The organism is Variovorax sp. UMC13, from assembly GCF_014170375.1.
GTDB lineage: Bacteria > Pseudomonadota > Gammaproteobacteria > Burkholderiales > Burkholderiaceae_C > Variovorax.
The window spans coordinates 205,101-223,244 of sequence record NZ_LZZW01000012.1; the positions used below are offsets into that span (position 1 = coordinate 205,101).

Sequence of the window (18,144 nt, forward strand, 5' to 3'; positions counted from 1 at the left end):
CTTTCGGGGGGCTTCAGACCGGCGCGCGATCGGCCAGCGGCGGCCGGCGCACACGCGTGACCCAGTTGAACAGAGGGGTGGCCATGAGCGTGCTGAGGATCGCCATCAGCACCAGGATCGAGAACAGCCCCGGCAGGATCACGCCCGCCTGCAGGCCGATGTTGATGATGATCAGCTCCATGAGCCCGCGCGCGTTCATCAGCGCGCCGATGGCCATCGCGTCGCGGTTGCTCTCGCCCGAGACGCGGGCCGCGGCCCAGCAGGCCAGGCCCTTGCCGCAGAAGGAGGCGGCCAGGATCGCCGCCGCGGCCAGCAGGATGCCCGGGTCCATCAGCACCGCCAGGCGGGTGTTGAGGCCCGAGTAGGTGAAGAACAGCGGCAGCAGGAAGATCACCACGAAGGGCTGCAGCTGCGCGCGCAGCTTCTCGGTCAGCGCGCCGCGCGGCAGCACCACGCCCAGCAGGAAGCCGCCGAAGACCGCATGGATGCCGATCGCGTCCATCGCGAAGGCGCTCAGCGAGAACAGCACCAGCACCGTGGCCAGCAGGGTCGAGCCCAGCGGCGCCTCGGGCCGCACATGGGCGGCCAGCCGCTTGAGCAGGCGCGAGCCGACGAAGATCATGAACAGCGCATAGAGCACCCCGCCGCCGATCGCCGCGTAGGCCCCGCCCCAGGCGCCGCCGAAGCTCGCCAGCACGATGGCCAGGATGCACCAGGCGGCCGCGTCGTCGACCGCGCCGGCCGTGAGCGCCAGCGTGCCCAGCGAGGTGCCGGCCAGCCCGCGCTCGTGGATGATGCGCGCCAGCATCGGGAAGGCGGTGATGGCGATCGCCGCGCCCAGGAACAGCGCCGCCTCGAAGGGCCGGGCCTTGGCCGCGAACAGGCCAGGGATGGTCAGCAGCCAGGGGATCAGCGCGAAGGCCAGCAGGAAGGGCACGACGATGCCCGCGGCCGACACCGAGGCCGCGCTGCGGAAACGGCTCTTGAAATGGTCGGCCCGGAACTCGGTGCCGACCAGGAACATGTACATGCCCACGCCCAGTTGCCCGCCGACATAGAGCATGCCTAGCGTCTCCTTGGGGAACAGCGCGCGCTGCAGTTCGGGAAAGGCCAGCCCGAGCAGCGAGGGGCCGAGCGCGACCCCGGCGATCATCTCGCCCACCACCTGCGGCTGGCCCAGCTTCTGCGCCAGGCGGCCCACCAGCTGGCAGACGGTGATGACGACCGCCACCTGCAGGAAGAAGTAGACGGAAAGCTGGGTGGTGGGCATCGGGGTTTCAGTTCTGCGGACGTTCGTTAAATGGACGTCCGGCGGCGATTATGGGCGCCGCATTCAAGAATCGGGCCGCAGCCCGGTGGCGACTGTTGGATGGCGCAGACGCACCCTCAATTCCTGCCGCAGCCGCGTGTTGTCCAGCCGCCGCGATTCGCCCATGAAGCTCAGCAGCGAGGCCGACAGCTGTTCCCGCGCCGCCTCGCGCGCGATGCGTGGCGGACGCGCCATGCCGTAGAGGTCGGCCGCCAGGTCGAAGTAGTCGCCCATCTTCAATTCGGTGTCGTCGCTGGCGTGGAACGCCCGCTGCGTGCCGCCGCGCCACAGGGCCGCCACGCAGATGCGCGCCAGGTCGTCGGCATGGATGTGGTTGGTGTAGACGTCGTCCGCGCTGTGCAGCACCGGCGTGCCCTTCCTCAGCCGCTCGTGCGGCGTGCCGCCGGGCCGGTCGGGCGCGTAGATGCCGGGGATGCGCAGGATGCGCGTGGCCACGCCCGCGCGGCCGAGCCAGCGCACCGAGCGCTCGGCATCGACCCGGCGCTGCGCGCGCGCGGTGCCGGGCCGCAAGGGACGGGTCTCGTCGATGCGCGCCCCGCCGCAGTCGCCGTAGACGCCGCTGGTGGAGCCGTAGACCAGCGCCGCGGGCAGCGAACGCAGGCGCAGCGCGCGCACCAGCGCCAGCGTGCGCGGATCGCGCGCGCCCGAGGCGGTGGGCGGCGGCGCCAGGTGCAGCACCCGCGTGCCCAGTCCCGCCAGCCGGCGCAGGGCCTGCGGCGCATCGAGATCGGCCACCAGCGGGCGCAATCCGGCGGCCCGCAAGGCCGGCACACGGTCGGCCGAGGAGGTCACGGCGATCAGCTGCACACGGCCGCGCAGCAGGGCCGCGGCACGCGATCCGACGTCGCCGCAACCGACGATCAGGACACGCTGTCGGCGGAAGCGCGCAGGCAGCGCGCCGGGAGGGTTGTTGATTGAGGGCAAAATCCGGGCTTCCGCGTAGAGACGAGCTCCAAGAATACCCATGACCAGCGCATCGCCGCACGATTCCGGCTTCCAGATCACCGTCGAGCCCAGTGGACGCCAGTTCGTGGCCCAGAGCGACGAAACCATCCTCGCGGCCGGCATCCGCCAGGGCATCGGCCTGCCCTATGGCTGCAAGGACGGCGCCTGCGGCTCCTGCAAGTGCCGCAAGCTCTCGGGCGAGGTCACGCACGGCCCGCACCAGAGCAAGGCGCTGAGCGCCGAGGAGGAGCTGGCCGGCTTCGTGCTGACCTGCTGCGCCCGCCCGACCAGCGACGTGATGCTCGAATCGCGCCAGGTCACCGAGGCCGGCGCCTTCCCGATCCGCAAGATGCCCTCGCGCGTGCTGGCACTGGGCAAGCAGTCGCACGACGTGATGCTGGTGCGCCTGCAGCTGCCGGCCGGCGAGCCGATGCAGTTCCATGCGGGCCAGTACGTCGAGTTCATCCTGCGCGACGGCGCGCGCCGCAGCTACTCGATGGCCAACGCGCCCCACACGCTGGCCGTGCCCGGCACCGGCATCGAGCTGCACATCCGCCACCTGCCCGGCGGCAAGTTCACCGACCATGTGTTCGGCGCGATGAAGGAAAAGGAAATCCTGCGCATCGAAGGGCCCTACGGCAGCTTCTTCCTGCGTGAGGATTCCGACAAGCCGATCGTGCTGCTGGCCTCGGGCACCGGCTTCGCGCCCATCAAGGCGCTGATCGAGCACATGCAGCACAAGGGCATCGAACGGCCCGCCACGCTGTACTGGGGCGGCCGCCGCCCCGAGGACCTCTACATGGACGCCTGGGTGCGCGAGCAGGCCGCGGCCATGCCGCAGCTGCGCTACGTGCCGGTGGTCTCGAACGCCGTGCCCGAGGACAACTGGACCGGCCGCACCGGCTTCGTCCACCGCGTGGTGCTGGAGGATTTCCCCGACCTGTCGGGCCACCAGGTGTACGCCTGCGGCGCGCCGATCGTGGTCGATTCGGCCAAGCGCGACTACGTGGCCGAGGCCGCGCTGCCGGAAGAGGAATTCTTCGCCGACGCCTTCACCACCGAAGCCGATAAGGCCCAGCCCTGAGCCGGGACCCTGGCCCGCATCGACAGAGACAAGGACAACACACAACATGAACACCCGACACTTCCTCTGCACCCTGCTCGCCGGCGCCGCCGCGCTGAGCGCCTTCCACGCCGGCGCGCAGCAGCGGCCGATCCGCCTGATCGTCCCGTATGCCGCCGGCGGCCCGATCGACGTCACGGCGCGCGTGCTGGCCGAGCGCGTCAAGGACTCGCTGGGCACGGTGATCATCGACAACAAGCCCGGCGCGGGCGGCAACATCGGCGCCGATGCGGTGGCCAAGGCCGCGCCCGACGGCCTGACCATCGGCATCGCCGCGACCGCCACCAACGCGGTCAACCCCTGGCTCTACAGCCGCATGCCCTACAACGCCGCGACCGACTTCGCGCCCGTCACGCAGATGGTGCGCGTGCCCAACGTGCTGGTGATGAATGCCGACACCGCGCAGCGCCTCAAGATCAACACCGTGCCCGAACTGATCGCCTACGCCAAGGCCAACCCGGGCAAGCTCAACTACGGCAGCGGCGGCAACGGCAGCGCGGGCCACCTGGCCGGCGAGATGTTCAAGCAGCAGGCCGGCATCTTCGCGGTGCACATCCCCTACAACGGCGGCAACCCGGCGCAGCTGGCGCTGCTGTCGGGCCAGGTCGACTTCAACTTCGACAACCTCGCGACCGCGGCACCCAACATCCGCTCGGGCAAGCTCAAGGCCATCGCCGTGACCACCGCGCAGCCCAGCGCGTCGCTGCCCGGCGTGCCCGCGGTGGCGGCCACGCTGCCGGGCTTCGCGATCGACACCTGGTGGGGCCTGGTGGCCCCGGCCGGCACGCCGCACGAGGTGCTGGCCAAGCTCAACCACGCCTTCGTGGCGGCGCTGAATTCGCCCGAGACCAAGACCCGCTTCGCCAACCTGCTGGCCGAGCCGGTGTCGAACACGCCCGAGCAGTTCGGCGCGTTCATGAAGAGCGAGCTGGCGAAGTACGAGAAGGTCGTCAAAGCCACCGGCGCAAAAGTGGACTGACGCGCGCCGCGTCAACGCCCGGAAAAAAGCCGCCCGAGGGCGGCTTTTTCATTCGCCGAGGTAGGCGGCGCGGACCTTGGGGTCGTCGAGCATGACCTTGGCGTCGCCGGTCATGGTGATCAGGCCGGACTCCATCACGTAGCCGCGGTCCGCGATCTGCAGCGCGCGGCTCGCGTTCTGCTCGACCAGCAGCACGGTCACGCCCTGGTCGTAGACGTTCTTCACCACCTCGAAGATCTTGTCAACCATGATCGGCGACAGGCCCATCGAGGGCTCGTCGAGCAGCAGCACCTTGGGCCGCGCCATCAGCGCACGGCCCATGGCCAGCATCTGCTGCTCGCCGCCCGACATGGTGCCGGCCAGCTGGTCCTTGCGCTCGCGCAGCCGCGGGAAGATCGTGAACATGCGCTCGATGTCCTCCGCGATGCCGCCCTTGTCGTCGCGGATGTAGGCGCCGATCTGCAGGTTCTCGGTGATGGTCATGCGCGTGAACACGCCGCGGCCTTCGGGCACCATCACCAGCCCCTCGCCCACCAGGTCCCAGGCACCGCGGCCCTTGATGCTGCGGCCCAGGAACTCGATGTCGCCGTCGAGAAAAGGCAAGGTGCCGGTGATGGCCTTCATGGTGGTCGTCTTGCCGGCGCCGTTGGAACCGATCAGCGAGACCAGCTCGCCCTCGTGCACCGCGAAGTCCACGCCTTTCACGGCCTGGATGCCGCCGTAGGCGACCTTGAGGCCGCTGACCTTCAGCAGCACCTTGCCCGCGGGCTGGGCGGTGGCCGGCACCGCCACGGGAGAAATCGTTTCGTTCATCTCAGTGTCCTCCTGTGCCGAGGTAGGCCTCGATCACCTTTTCGTTCTTCTGGACCTCGGCCGGCGTGCCTTCGGCGATCTGCTTGCCGTAGTCGAGCACGGTGAGCCGGTCGCACAGGCCCATCACCAGCTTCACGTCGTGCTCGATCAGGAGGATGGTGCGGTTGTCCTTGCGGATGCGGCTGATCAGCTCGCGCAGCATGATCTTCTCGGTGGCGTTCATGCCCGCGGCCGGCTCGTCGAGCGCGATGAGCTGCGGGTCGGTGGCCAGCGCGCGCGCGATCTCGAGCCGGCGCTGGTCGCCGTAGCTCAGCGTGCGCGCCTTGTAGTCGGCGAACTTGCCGATGCCCACGTAGTCGAGCAGTTCCTGCGCACGGTGCGCGATCGCGGCCTCCTCGGCCTTGAAGCTCGAGGTGCGCAGGATCGCGCCGATCACGCCCGAATGGGTGCGCACGTGGCGCCCGACCATCACGTTCTCGAGCGCGGTCATGTCGGCGAACAGCCGGATGTTCTGGAAGGTGCGCGCGATCCCGGCCTTGGCCACCTCGTGCACCGCCGAGGGCTGGTAGGCCTTGCCCGCCAGTTCGAAGCTGCCGCTGTCGGGCGTGTAGAGCCCGGTGATCACGTTGAAGAAGGTGGTCTTGCCGGCGCCGTTGGGGCCGATCAGGCCGTAGACCTGGCCGCGCTGGATCTTGATGCCCACATCGGACAGCGCTTGCAGGCCGCCAAAGCGCTTGGAGATGCCGCGGACCTCGAGGATGGTTTCAGTCATTTCGGGTTTCCTGCCATCTCAGGGATTGATCGACATCGGGCGCGACGGCGAACCGGGCACCGCATCGGCCGGGCTGTCGACGCCCGGGGCCTCGATCGGCGTGACCGGCGTGGCATCGCTGCCCTTGCGCTTGAGCGACTTGCCGTGGTCGGGCGAGGGCCAGAGGCCGCGCGGGCGCACCAGCATGATCACGATCATGGCCAGCGCGATGAAGAGCTGGCGCAGGATCGAGGCGTCGAGCCGGCCGTCGGTCATGGCCTGCAGCGGGCCCGCCACGTAGCGCAGCACCTCGGGCAGCGCCGCCAGCAGCACCGCGCCCAGGATCACGCCCGGCAGGTGGCCGATGCCGCCCAGCACCACCATCGCGACGATCATCACCGACTCCATCAGACTGAAGGACTCGGGCGAGACGAAGCTCTGGAAGGCCGCGAACATCGCGCCCGACATGCCGCCGAAGCTCGCGCCCATGCCGAAGGCCAGCAGCTTGAGGTTGCGGGTGTTGATGCCCATGGCCTTGGCCGCGATCTCGTCCTCGCGGATCGCCATCCAGGCCCGGCCCACGCGCGACAGCTGCAGCCGGTGCGAGATGATCACCGTGACGATCACCAGCGCCAGGAACAGGTAGTAATAGAGCGAGACCGAGGAGATCGTGTAGTCGCCCAGCTTGAGCGGCTTGCCCAGGTTCAGGCTCCAGAAGTGCACCGGATCGATCGCGTCCAGCCCCTTGGGGCCGTTGGTGACGTTGTAGGGATGGTCCAGCGTGTTGAGGAACACGCGGATGATCTCGCCGAAGCCCAGCGTGACGATGGCCAGGTAGTCGCCGCGCAGCCGCAGCGTCGGCGCGCCCAGCAGCACGCCGAACACCCCGGCCAGCCCCAGCGCCAGCGGGATCACGATCAGCAGCGAGGTGTGCAGCCCGTTGGGGAACATCGCCTTGAAGGCCGGGAAGGTCTCGGTCAGGTGGGGCGAGCCCATCAGCGCGTAGAGGTAGGCCCCGATGGCGAAGAAGGCCACGTAGCCCAGGTCGAGCAGGCCGGCGTAGCCGACCACGATGTTCAGGCCCAGCGCCAGCAGCACGTAGAGCAGCGCGATGTCGACGATGCGCACCCAGGCATTGCCCTGGGTCTGCAGCAGCAGCGGCAGCGCCAGCAGCGCGAGCGCCGCGAAGAGGAAGACGATGAGGTTCTTGCTTTTCATGATGGCTGTTCCTCAGGCTCGGTCCGCCACGCGCTCGCCCAGCAGGCCCGAGGGCCGCACGGTCAGCGTCAGGATCAGGATGACGAAAGCGAAGATGTCGCTGTGCTGGCTGCCCAGCACGCCGCCGGTGACGGTGCCCAGGTAGCCCGCGCCGATGGCCTCGATCAGCCCCAGCAGGATGCCGCCGACCACCGCGCCGGCCAGGTTGCCGATGCCGCCGAAGACCGCGGCTGTGAAGGCCTTGAGGCCCGGGCCGAAGCCCATGGCGTGCTGCGCGATGCCGTAGTTGGAGGCGTACATCACGCCGGCGATGGCCGCCAGCACGGCGCCGATGATGAAGGTGGCCGAGATCACCATGTCGGGCCGGATGCCCATCAGCGCGGCCACCCGCGGGTTCTCGGCGGTGGCGCGCATCGCGCGGCCCAGCTTGGTGTAGTTCACCACCCAGGTCAGGATCGCCAGCGACACCGCGGTCACGACCAGGATCATGATCTGCGTGGGCGAGATGGAGGCGCCGGCCACCACGATCGACTCGCTGGGCAGCAGGGTCGGATAGGCCTTGTTGGTCGGGCGCCAGATGATCATCGCCAGCGTCTGCAGCAGGATCGACATGCCGATGGCGGTGATCAGCGGCGCCAGCTTGGGGCTGTTGCGCAGCGGCCGGTAGGCCACCTTCTCGATCACGAAGTTGAGCGTGGCGGCGACCACGCAGGCGATGATCAGCGCGATCAGCAGCATGAGCCAGCCCGGGAGCCAGGGCATGGACTCCCGCATCATGCCGATGATGGTCCAGCTGGTCAGCGCGCCGACCATCAGGACCTCGCCATGCGCAAAGTTGATCAGATTGATGATGCCGTACACCATGGTGTAGCCCAGGGCTATCAAGGCATACATGCTGCCGAGGACCAGACCGTTGATGATCTGCTGCAGCAATATTTCCATAACAAGCAACCCTATGTGATGGCACCTTTGAACGGTGCTTTTCGCTTCACGCGACCCCGGATGGGCCCCGTGGCTTCCTCTAGCAAAAAACCCGCCAGCAGGTAGCTCCCGACGGGTTTGGCCGGATTGTAGTCACGGGTTTGGGCCGAATCGCTGCCCCTCTGACCGGTGCTTTACCCATTGACTTCGGGGTGTTCACAAAGGTCATCGGCGTGTTTTGCGCCCCGCCGGAGGCCGGCGCTCAGTCGTCGGCGTCGCTGTTGCGCTTCTGGAGGGTGCGCAGTTTCTCGGCGATGCGGATCTCCAGCCCGCGCTCCACCGGCCGGTAGAAGCCCGGCGAGGCCATGCCGTCGGGCAGGTAGGTCTCGCCTGCGGCGAAGCCGTCTTCCTCGTCGTGCGCGTAGCGGTAGCCCTTGCCGTAGTCGAGCTCTTTCATGAGCTTGGTCGGCGCATTGCGCAGGTGCATGGGCACCGGCCGGGTGCCGTCCTTCTTGATGAAGGCCTTGACCTCGTTGTAGGCCTTGTAGACCGCGTTGGACTTGGGCGCCACCGCAAGGTAGATCACGCATTCGGCCAGCGCCAGTTCGCCCTCGGGCGTGCCCAGCCGCTCGTAGACCTCGGCCGCGTCGAGCGCCAGCCGCAGCGCGCGCGGGTCGGCCAGGCCGATGTCCTCGCTGGCCATGCGCACCAGCCGGCGCGCCATGTAGCGCGGGTCGGCACCACCGTCGAGCATGCGCACGAACCAATACAGCGCGGCGTCGGGGTCGCTGCCGCGCACCGACTTGTGCAGCGCACTGATGGTGTCGTAGAACTGCTCGCCGCCCTTGTCGTAGCGCCGCATGCGCTCGCCGAGCACCCGCAGCAGCCACTCGTCGGTGATCTGCGCGAGCTTCTCCGCGCCCGCGGCCACCGCCAGCGTCTCGAGCGTGTTGAGCAGCCGGCGCGCATCGCCGTCGGCATAGGCCACCAGGCGGTCGATGGCGTTCTCTTCGATCGCTGGCACCGCCTCGATGGCCTGGGCCTTGGCAACGATCTGTTTCAGGTCCTTTTCGTCGAGCGACTGCAGCACGTAGACCGCCGCGCGCGACAGCAGGGCCGAGTTGACCTCGAAGGACGGGTTCTCGGTCGTGGCGCCGATGAAGGTGAACAGCCCCGACTCCACGTGCGGCAGGAAGGCGTCCTGCTGGCTCTTGTTGAAGCGGTGCACTTCGTCGACGAAGACGATGGTGCGGCGCTGCTCGAGGCCGTCGCGCGCCACGGTGGCGCGCTCGACCGCCTCGCGGATGTCCTTCACGCCGCCCAGCACCGCGCTGATGCTCAGGAACTGGGCGTCGAAGGCATCGGCCATGAGCCGCGCGATGGTGGTCTTGCCGGTGCCCGGCGGGCCCCAGAGGATGCAGGAGTGCGGCTGGCCGGATTCGAAGGCGATGCGCAGCGGCATGCCCGGGCCCAGCAGGTGCTGCTGGCCGATCACCTCGGCCAGGGTTCGGGGGCGCAGCCGTTCGGCGAGAGGAGGCAGGGAGGAGATGGCCATGGCAGGGTCAGCATTCTCGCCGCGGCCGCCCGGCCACGGCGGCTGCGGCGCAGTGCCCGTTCAGGGCTTGAGGACGTCGGCGCCGGCCGGCGCCTTGAAGACGAAGCTGCCCGCGGGCAGGGCCGGGTTGACCTCGACCTTGCTGAACTTGAGCACCGAGCGCTGGCCGAAGCTGTCCTGGATCTCGAGCGCCGCCAGCGCATCGCCCTGGAAGCCGACCTGGATGCCCTGCAACTGGCCGTCCTTGGCCTTGGGCGTGGCCTTGACCCACTGCAGGCCGTCGCGCTCGGGCGCCGATTCGAGCGTGAAGTCGGCCTGCAGCGACCGCAGGTCGGGCGCGGCCGCGATCAGCGCGGCGGGGGTCGAGCCCAGGGCCTGGGCCTGGGCGCGCTGCGTGACCTGGTTCAGGTCGACGTCGTAGAGCCACAGGTTCTTCCCGTCGGCCACGATGGTCTGCGCGAAGGGCTTCTGGTAGTCGAACTTGAACTGGCCCGGGCGCTGGAAGGCGAAGGTGCCGGTCGACACCTTGGCCCGCGCGGGCTCGCCCTGGCGAGTCGGCGCGGTCACGGTCTGGGTGAATTCGGCCCGGCCGGACTTGACGTTCTTCACGAAGGCCTCGAGGCTTTCCATGCCGCCGGCCCAGGCGCCCAGCGCCGCGCCCGCCATGCCGAGGCCGATCACTGACTTCTTCCAAAACAACAACATTCCGCTCCGTTCACTCGGTGCGCGCGGGCACCAGGATTTCGCGCTGGCCCGCGCCGCTCATGGCACTGACCAACCCGGCTTTTTCCATGTCCTCGACCAGCCGCGCCGCGCGGTTGTAGCCGATCTTCAGGTGGCGCTGCACCAGCGAGATGCTGGCCTTGCGGTGCTTGAGCACGACCTCGACCGCCTGGTCGTACATCGGGTCCTTCTCGGCATCGCCACCTTCACCCAGTAGATCGCCGTCGCCGTCGACGGTTCCCCCTTCGAGCACGCCCTCGATGTAGTCGGGCTCGCCCTGGCTCTTGAGGTAGGCCACCACGCGGTGCACTTCCTCGTCGCTCACGAACGCACCATGCACCCGGATCGGCAAGCCCGTACCGCTCGGCATGTAAAGCATGTCACCCATGCCCAGCAAGGCCTCGGCGCCCATCTGGTCGAGGATGGTGCGGCTGTCGATCTTGCTCGAGACCTGGAACGCGATCCGGGTCGGGATGTTGGCCTTGATCAGGCCGGTGATCACGTCCACGCTGGGCCGCTGCGTGGCCAGGATCAGGTGGATACCGGCGGCACGCGCCTTCTGCGCCAGGCGGGCAATGAGTTCTTCGATCTTCTTGCCGACCACCATCATCAGGTCGGCCAGTTCGTCGATCACCACCACGATGTGCGGCTCGCGCTTGAGCGGCTCCGGATCGTCGGGCGTGAGGCTGAAGGGGTTGTAGATGAACTCCTCGCGCGCCTTGGCTTCGTCTATCTTCGCGTTGTAGCCGGCCAGGTTGCGCACGCCGAGCTTGCTCATGAGCTTGTAGCGGCGCTCCATCTCGGCCACGCACCAGGTCAGGCCATGGGCCGCCTGGCGCATGTCGGTCACCACCGGCGCCAGCAGGTGCGGGATGCCTTCGTAGACCGACATCTCGAGCATCTTCGGGTCGATCATGAGCAGGCGCACGTCGCGCGCCTCGGCCTTGTAGAGCAGGCTCAGGATCATCGCGTTGATGCCCACCGACTTGCCCGAACCGGTGGTGCCGGCCACCAGCACGTGCGGCATCTTGGCCAGGTCGGCCACCACCGGGTTGCCGATGATGTCCTTGCCCAGGCCCATGGTCAGGAAGGACTTGCCTTCGTTGTAGACCTGCGAGCCCAGGATCTCGCTGAGCTTGATCGACTGGCGCTTGGCGTTGGGCAGCTCGAGCGCCATGTAGTTCTTGCCCGGGATGGTCTCGACCACCCGGATCGACACCAGCGACAGCGAGCGCGCCAGGTCCTTGGCCAGGCCGACGATCTGCGAACCCTTGACGCCGGTGGCGGGCTCGATCTCGTAGCGCGTGATCACCGGGCCAGGCGAGGCCAGCACCACGCGCACCTCGACGCCGAAGTCCTTGAGCTTCTTCTCGATCATGCGCGAGGTCATCTCGAGCGTGTCGCTGGAGACGGTTTCCTGACGCAGCTGGGCCGCGTCGAGCAGGTCGACCTGCGGCAGCTTGCTGTCGGGCAGTTCGCGGAACAGCGGCTTCTGCCGCTCCTTGGCCACGCGCTCGCTCTTGGGCACCTCGGCCAGCGCGGGCTCGATCTGCACCGGCGGCGAGGCGGGACGGCGGCGCGGCCGCGGCTCGGCCGCCTCGTCGAGCATCGGCTCGTTGGCCCGGGGATCGTCCAGCGAACCGACCTCCTCGCGCTCGCGCGCCGCCTGCCGGCCCAGCTTGATGTCCTCGGCGATCTCGCGCTTCTCGCGCCGCGACTCGAACAGCGAATAGACCCGCTCGCCGATGCGCTCGGCGATGTGGCTCCAGGAAAAACGGAAGACCAGCGCCGAGCCGATCACGCCGGCCGCGATCGCGATCAGCGCCGAACCGGTGAAGCCCATCCACTTCACGCTCATCGGGCCGACGAAATAGCCCAGCACGCCGCCGCCATGACCGGGCAACCGGAACTCGAGCCGGTAGAGGCGCGACCACTCGAGCATCGCGCTGGCGCACAGCAGCAGCACCAGGCCGAACCAGAATGCCAGGCGGCTGCGGTTGAAGCGACCCAGCGGCGCGGGTGGCGTGCCGCCGCCCGCTTCGCCGCCGCGCAGCCAGCCAGCCAGCGAGGACAGCCAGACCCGCAGGCCCGCCGCCAGGCACCACCAGACCGAATAGCCGGCCAGGAAGTAGCTGCCGTCGGCCACCCAGGCGCCGATGCGCCCGCCCCAGTTCTTGATCTCGCCGCCGGTGCCGGAGGTGGACCAGGCCGCATCGGAGGGCGTGAAGCTGAGCATGGCGATGAGCCAGAACAGCAGCACCACGAAGCCCGCGATCAGCGTGATCTCGTGGGCGAAGCGCATGGCGCGCAGGCGAACCGGCGGCGGCTCACCGGAAGTCGAGGACTGGAGTGTGTTCAGCGAATAGGTCATGGATGGCGCAACGCCCCGTCGGCGAAAAGAATCCGCGGGCGCATGGAGCCTACAACGGAAAACGCCACGGTCCGAGCGGGAGCGTGGCGGTTACACACGGGCACAGCGGGCCTCCGCCCTCGGCGGACTCACGCCAGCGAGGCCAGCCGTTCCTTGACGATCATCGAGCCGTCGACTTGTGTCTGAACGAAACCACGCTCTTCGAGATCCTTCATGACGCGGCTGACCATCTCGCGCGAGGCGCCGACCATCTTGGCCAGGTCCTGGCGCGAGATCTTGTCGCGGATCTTGAGGTTGCCCTGGCCGTCGTCGACCGCGAACTCGATCAGCGAGCGCGCGACACGCCCGTAGACGTCCATCAGCGCCAGCGACTCGATCTTGCGGTCGGCGTGGCGCAGGCGCTGCACCAGGCCGCGCATGATGTTGTACGACATCGAGGAGTTCTCCGGCAGGCAGCGGGAGAAGGCATCGCGGTCGAGCATCAGCACGTCGGTCTGGACCTCGGTGCGCACGGTGGCCGAATGCGGCTCGTCGTCGATCAGGCTCATCTCGCCGATGTAGTCGCCCGGCTGCAGCGTGGCCAGGATCACCTCGCGGCCCCGGCTGTCGGTGCTCATCACCCGGGCCCGTCCGGTCAGGATGATGAAGAGAGAATCCGACTTCTTGCCCTGTTCCACGACCATCTCGGCGCGCTTGAAACGCTTCTTGACGATGGCATCGGCAATGCTGGCCGATTGCGTCGGCGTCAGGGCCGCGAACAGAGGCACACGCCTGAGCAATTCAAGATTGGACAGCATCGACATTCATCAGTCCCCGTGAGGCGCGCGATTTCAAATCTATCGATTAATACAATCGCACGCATTGAAAACGCCCCCCACCGGAGGCGGCCCTGCAAGTGATACTCCTAAGCTATCACCCCTCAAAATGTACACCCTGATACAGGAAGAACGCCAAGTTTTCCACATATGACGTCGCCAACACACGCAAAGGTCCTCATCCTGGGCTCCGGCCCCGCCGGCTACACGGCCGCCGTCTACGCCGCCCGGGCCAATCTGCAGCCGCTGCTGATCACCGGCATGGCCCAGGGCGGACAGCTCATGACCACGACGGAAGTCGACAACTGGCCGGCCGACGTGCACGGCGTGCAGGGCCCCGAACTGATGCAGCGCTTCCTGGAGCATGCCGAGCGCTTCAAGACCCAGATCGTGTTCGACCACATCAACAAGGTCGACTTCAGCCAGCGCCCCTTCACCCTGACCGGCGACAGCGGCACCTACACCTGCGACGCGCTGATCATCGCGACCGGCGCCTCGGCCAAGTACGTGGGCTTGCCCTCCGAGGAGGCCTTCATGGGCCGCGGCGTCTCGGGCTGCGCGACCTGCGACGGCTTCTTCTACAAGAACGAGGAGGTCTGCGTGATCGGCGGCGGCAACACCGCCGTGGAAGAGGCGCTGTACCTGTCGAACATCGCGAGCAAGGTCACGCTGGTGCACCGCCGCGACAAGTTCAAGGCCGAGCCGATCCTGGTCGACAAGCTGCACGAGAAGGTGGCCGAAGGCAAGATCGTGCTCAAGACCCACAACACCCTGGACGAAGTGCTGGGCGACGGCACCGGCGTCACCGGCATCCGGCTCAAGAGCACCGAGACCGGCGCCACCGAGGACCTGACGCTCAAGGGCTGCTTCATCGCGATCGGCCATCACCCCAACACCGACATCTTCGAAGGCCAGCTCGAGATGAAGGGCGGCTACATCGTCACCCGCTCGGGTCTGCAGGGCTTCGCCACCATGACCAGCGTGCCCGGCGTGTTCGCTGCCGGCGACGTGCAGGACAACATCTACCGTCAGGCCATCACCAGCGCCGGCACGGGCTGCATGGCGGCGCTGGACGCCCAGCGCTTCCTCGAGCAGGAGTGAGCGGCTTCCGGTGCGAAGGCGGCCCCGCCGTCGCGCCGGAACGCACAGCAGGCGCGCTGCGCTATAATCTCAGGCTTTGCCGAAATCTGCGCACGTTGAAAAACGTCGACGTGTGAGCGGCAGCCGGGGTACCGCCACCCGTTTCTGGCGAGGTCAAGCTGCAAAACATCCCGCAACGCCCTCTGTTGCGTGCGAGCCTTCCTGCTTCAGGCAAGGCTCCGTGGGTGCCAGCTGTTTATGAAAGAGGTGTCCACATGGCACGCGTATGTGACGTCACGGGCAAGGGCCCGATGGTCGGGAACAATGTTTCCCACGCCAACAACAAAACCAAGCGCCGGTTCCTCCCGAACCTGCAATACCGTCGTTTCTGGGTCGAAACCGAAAACCGTTGGGTTCGCCTGCGGGTTTCGAGCGCTGCACTGCGCCTGATCGACAAGAACGGCATCGATGCCGTGCTCGCAGACCTGCGCGCACGCGGCCAAGCTTAAGGAGCTGAATCATGGCAACGAGCAAAGGCGGACGCGAGAAGATCAAGCTGGAATCCACCGCGGGTACCGGTCACTTCTACACCACGAGCAAGAACAAGAAGACGATGCCTGAAAAGATGTCGATCATGAAGTTCGACCCCAAGGCACGCAAGCATGTCGAATACAAGGAAATCAAGCTGAAGTAATTCAGCCTGAGGCCCACGAAAAAACCCGCTGTGATCCAGCGGGTTTTTTTACATCCATCGCATTCCAAGAATGGGCGGCCTCGCAGGCCCTGCACCGAAAGCGTCGCCCATGAAAAAGCCGGCTCGCAAGCCGGCTTTCAAGGGAGGCGAGGGACGCTCAGCCGCGGGCGGCGCGCAGGCGGACCGAGAACTCGTGCAACGCGGCGATGCCGCTGGCTTCGGCGCGGTGGCACCAGGCGGCCAGGTCGACCGCCAGCTGCTCGCGCGACTGCGAGGTGTTGAGCCACAGCTGGCGCAGCTCTTCGCGCATCGTCACCATCTTGTCGAGCACCGGATGCGCTTCGCGGGCCTGCACCAGGCTGGGCTTGGCGGCGGCCGGCACCTTGTCGTCGTCGCGGTGCAGCCAGCGGTTCGCGGCCTTGAGCACCGACAGGTCGGCGCCCTTGGCCTTGAGCTGCGCGAGCTCGTCCTTGACGGTGCTGCGCATGCCGCGGGCATAGCCGGCCATGACTTCGTAGCGGTTGGCGATCACGGCCTCGAGCGTCTTCTCGTCGGCCACCGGGCGAACTTCGCCGATCAGCATCTTCGGCGGCACCTTCTTGACCTTGGCCCAGCCGATGGCCTGGAAGGCCTGGATGTAGAGCCAGCCGATGTCGAACTCGTACTTCTTGACCGAGAACTTGGCCGAGGTCGGGTAGGTGTGGTGGTTGTTGTGCAGCTCTTCACCGCCGATGATCAGGCCGATCGGCGAGATGTTGCGGCTGGCATCCACCGCCTCGAAGTTGCGGTAGCCCCAGAAGTGGCCGATGCCGTTGACCACGCCGGCGGCCCAGAACGGGATCCAGAGCATCTGCACCGCCCAGACGGCCGCACCGGCCGCGCCGAACAGCGCCAGGTTGATCACCAGCATCAGGCCCACGCCCTGCCAGCTGAAGCGCGAATAGAGGTTGCGCTCGATCCAGTCGTCGGGCGTGCCATGGCCGTAGCGCGCCATGGTTTCCTTGTTCTTCGATTCCTTGCGGTACAGCTCGGCGCCGCGCCACATGACTTCGTCGATGCCCTTGACCTGCGGGCTGTGCGGATCTTCCTCGGTCTCGCACTTGGCGTGGTGCTTGCGGTGGATGGCGACCCATTCCTTGGTCACCATGCCCGTGCCCAGCCAGAGCCAGAAGCGGAAGAAATGCGAGGGGATGGGCCCCAGATCCATGGCCCGGTGCGTCTGCGTGCGGTGCAGGAAGATCGTCACGCCGGCGATGGTGATGTGCGTGGTGACGAGCGTGTACAACACGATCTGCCACCATGCGATGTCCCACAAGCCGTGTCCGAGCCAGTCGATGGCCGCGCTCAGGACGGCAGAGTCAGGAAGCAACATTGAATTCAGTACTCCATGGCCGCACGAAGGTGCAGCCCTCAGGTAACCCGCGATTTTAAGGCTCAGGACCCCCGAAGAGGCCTAAATCCTTGATCCCACAGGCGTTTTCCCCTACTTTGGAGTGCCGAACCCAGGCGCAGTTCCCCTACTTCCGGGTCCAGACGGCCGCGAAGAAGCCGTCGGTCGCATGCCGGTGCGGCCAGAGGCGCAGGTAACGCGTCGCGGCCTCGCCCCCCGAACCCAGCTGCTCCGCCCCGGCCACCTTGAGCCCGGTCAGCAGTTCGGTCGCTTCCAGGGGCTCGAAATCGGGGTTGGCGGCGCTGAAGGCCTCGGCGATGGCCTCGTTCTCCTCGGGCAGCACGCTGCATGTGGCGTAGACGAGACGGCCGCCCGATTTCACGAGCCGCGCGGCGCTCTGAAGAATGGCGGTCTGCTTGGCGGTCAGCTCCTCGACCGATTTCGGCGACTGGCGCCACTTGAGGTCGGGGTTGCGCCGCAGCGTGCCCAGGCCCGAGCAGGGGGCATCGACCAGCACCCGGTCGATCTTGCCGGCCAGGCGCTTGATGCGCTCGTCGCGCTCGTGCGCGATGGCGGCCGGGTGGACGTTCGACAGCTTGCTTCGCGCCAGCCGCGGCTTGAGCGCGTCGAGCCGGTGCGCCGAGGTGTCGAAGGCATAGAGCCGGCCGGTGTTTCGCATGGTGGCACCGATCGCCAGCGTCTTGCCGCCGGCACCGGCGCAGAAATCCACCACCATCTCGCCGCGCTTGGCGTCGAGCAGCAAGGCCAGCAGCTGCGAGCCTTCGTCCTGCACCTCGACCGCGCCGCGCGCGAAGGCGTCGAGCTTGGTCAGCGCGGGCTTGCCGTCGATGCGCAGGCCCCAGGGCGAGAAGGGCGTGGGCACGGCCTTGATCGAGGCCAGCGCCAGTTCCTTCTGGACGTCGGGACGCTTGTCGTGCAGCGCATTCACGCGCAGGTCGAGCGGCGCCGGCTGCTGCAGGCTCTCGACCAGGGGCCAGAACTGGTCGCCCAGCTGCGCCTTGAGCGGCGCCACCAGCCACTCGGGCAGGTTGTGGCGATGGCGCTCGAGCAGGTCGTCGGGGCGGACCGCGTCGCAGTTGTCGAGCCAGCGCTTCTCAGTGTCGTTGAGCGCGCTCTTGAGGAAATCACGCGGGCCGTGAAAGCCCAGGATCGCCATGCGGCGCTCCTTCGAGCCGGTGCCCGAAGGCGACAGGTGGTCGAACAGCAGCTTCTTGCGCAGGACCGTGAAAACGGTCTCCGCCAGGGTGGCGCGCTCGCGCGGGCCGAATTCGCGGTGATCGCGGAAAAATCGGGAAACGACCTGATCGGCCGGGTGATCGAACTTCAAGACAAGGCCGACCAGATCGGCGCAGGCTTCCAACAGGGCTTTGGGGTGCATGCCCCGATTGTCTCAGCCGCGGGCCCTCGCCTTCTTC

Annotated in this window: 17 protein-coding genes; 5 read left to right on the forward strand and 12 right to left on the reverse strand. The window is 67.5% G+C overall.

Going from position 1 to position 18,144, the window contains the following annotated elements; translation table 11 throughout:
* Positions 1 to 13 precede the first annotated feature (13 nt).
* Positions 14 to 1,270 (reverse strand): cation:proton antiporter, encoded by a 1,257-nt coding sequence (locus A9977_RS09455; RefSeq protein ID WP_183024575.1) that lies wholly within the window; start codon positions 1,268 to 1,270, stop codon positions 14 to 16.
* Positions 1,271 to 1,333: 63 nt separating this feature from the next.
* Positions 1,334 to 2,254, reverse strand: a complete 921-nt coding sequence (locus tag A9977_RS09460) for an SDR family oxidoreductase (RefSeq protein WP_183024576.1) — start codon at positions 2,252 to 2,254, stop codon at positions 1,334 to 1,336.
* A gap of 40 nt (positions 2,255 to 2,294) precedes the next feature.
* On the opposite strand from A9977_RS09460, the gene A9977_RS09465 reads away from it, so the two are divergent.
* Together A9977_RS09465 and A9977_RS09470 are read left to right on the forward strand one after the other, a co-directional pair.
* A complete protein-coding gene (locus A9977_RS09465) occupies positions 2,295 to 3,359 on the forward strand; it encodes a CDP-6-deoxy-delta-3,4-glucoseen reductase (protein WP_183024577.1) in 1,065 nt (354 codons plus the stop codon).
* A gap of 46 nt (positions 3,360 to 3,405) precedes the next feature.
* Positions 3,406 to 4,377, forward strand: a complete 972-nt coding sequence (locus A9977_RS09470) for a tripartite tricarboxylate transporter substrate binding protein (RefSeq protein WP_183024578.1) — start codon at positions 3,406 to 3,408, stop codon at positions 4,375 to 4,377.
* A gap of 48 nt (positions 4,378 to 4,425) precedes the next feature.
* Here A9977_RS09470 and A9977_RS09475 read toward each other — a convergent pair whose 3' ends face one another.
* The 8 genes from A9977_RS09475 to A9977_RS09510 form a co-directional block, all read right to left on the reverse strand.
* The gene (locus tag A9977_RS09475) at positions 4,426 to 5,190 is read right to left on the reverse strand and encodes an ABC transporter ATP-binding protein (RefSeq protein ID WP_183024579.1); all 765 of its coding nucleotides are present in this window, start codon (positions 5,188 to 5,190) and stop codon (positions 4,426 to 4,428) included.
* A 1-nt stretch (position 5,191) separates the two neighbouring features.
* The gene (locus A9977_RS09480) at positions 5,192 to 5,962 is read right to left on the reverse strand and encodes an ABC transporter ATP-binding protein (RefSeq protein WP_183024580.1); all 771 of its coding nucleotides are present in this window, start codon (positions 5,960 to 5,962) and stop codon (positions 5,192 to 5,194) included.
* A gap of 18 nt (positions 5,963 to 5,980) precedes the next feature.
* Entirely contained in the window at positions 5,981 to 7,159 is a 1,179-nt protein-coding gene (locus A9977_RS09485; protein ID WP_183024581.1) for a branched-chain amino acid ABC transporter permease, read from the reverse strand.
* A gap of 12 nt (positions 7,160 to 7,171) precedes the next feature.
* Positions 7,172 to 8,101, reverse strand: a complete 930-nt coding sequence (locus tag A9977_RS09490) for a branched-chain amino acid ABC transporter permease (protein WP_183024582.1) — start codon at positions 8,099 to 8,101, stop codon at positions 7,172 to 7,174.
* A gap of 241 nt (positions 8,102 to 8,342) precedes the next feature.
* Positions 8,343 to 9,635 (reverse strand): replication-associated recombination protein A, encoded by a 1,293-nt coding sequence (locus A9977_RS09495; RefSeq protein ID WP_183024583.1) that lies wholly within the window; start codon positions 9,633 to 9,635, stop codon positions 8,343 to 8,345.
* Between the two features lie 60 nt (positions 9,636 to 9,695).
* The gene (gene lolA, locus A9977_RS09500; protein ID WP_259651880.1) at positions 9,696 to 10,340 is read right to left on the reverse strand and encodes an outer membrane lipoprotein chaperone LolA; all 645 of its coding nucleotides are present in this window, start codon (positions 10,338 to 10,340) and stop codon (positions 9,696 to 9,698) included.
* 10 nt (positions 10,341 to 10,350) lie between these two features.
* Positions 10,351 to 12,729, reverse strand: a complete 2,379-nt coding sequence (locus tag A9977_RS09505; protein ID WP_183024584.1) for a DNA translocase FtsK — start codon at positions 12,727 to 12,729, stop codon at positions 10,351 to 10,353.
* Positions 12,730 to 12,857: 128 nt separating this feature from the next.
* Positions 12,858 to 13,532 (reverse strand): Crp/Fnr family transcriptional regulator, encoded by a 675-nt coding sequence (locus tag A9977_RS09510; RefSeq protein ID WP_183024585.1) that lies wholly within the window; start codon positions 13,530 to 13,532, stop codon positions 12,858 to 12,860.
* Between the two features lie 162 nt (positions 13,533 to 13,694).
* On the opposite strand from A9977_RS09510, the gene trxB reads away from it, so the two are divergent.
* The 3 genes from trxB to rpmG all read left to right on the forward strand — a co-directional run bounded on the left by trxB (position 13,695) and on the right by rpmG (position 15,318).
* Complete coding sequence (gene trxB / locus A9977_RS09515; RefSeq protein WP_183024586.1) at positions 13,695 to 14,645, forward strand: thioredoxin-disulfide reductase; 951 nt, start codon at positions 13,695 to 13,697, stop codon at positions 14,643 to 14,645.
* A gap of 254 nt (positions 14,646 to 14,899) precedes the next feature.
* Positions 14,900 to 15,133: a 50S ribosomal protein L28 gene (gene rpmB / locus A9977_RS09520; RefSeq protein ID WP_007830293.1), complete on the forward strand. Its 234-nt coding sequence runs from the start codon at positions 14,900 to 14,902 to the stop codon at positions 15,131 to 15,133.
* Between the two features lie 11 nt (positions 15,134 to 15,144).
* Positions 15,145 to 15,318 carry a 50S ribosomal protein L33 gene (rpmG, locus tag A9977_RS09525; RefSeq protein ID WP_007830291.1) on the forward strand — a complete coding sequence of 58 codons (174 nt, stop codon included), beginning with the start codon at positions 15,145 to 15,147 and terminating at the stop codon, positions 15,316 to 15,318.
* 157 nt (positions 15,319 to 15,475) lie between these two features.
* Here the strand turns inward: rpmG and A9977_RS09530 are convergent, their stop codons facing one another.
* Both A9977_RS09530 and A9977_RS09535 read right to left on the reverse strand, forming a co-directional pair.
* Positions 15,476 to 16,690, reverse strand: coding sequence for a fatty acid desaturase (locus tag A9977_RS09530; protein WP_183024587.1), 1,215 nt, complete (start codon positions 16,688 to 16,690; stop codon positions 15,476 to 15,478).
* 145 nt (positions 16,691 to 16,835) lie between these two features.
* A complete protein-coding gene (locus A9977_RS09535; RefSeq protein ID WP_183024588.1) occupies positions 16,836 to 18,107 on the reverse strand; it encodes an RsmB/NOP family class I SAM-dependent RNA methyltransferase in 1,272 nt (423 codons plus the stop codon).
* Positions 18,108 to 18,144 lie beyond the last annotated feature (37 nt).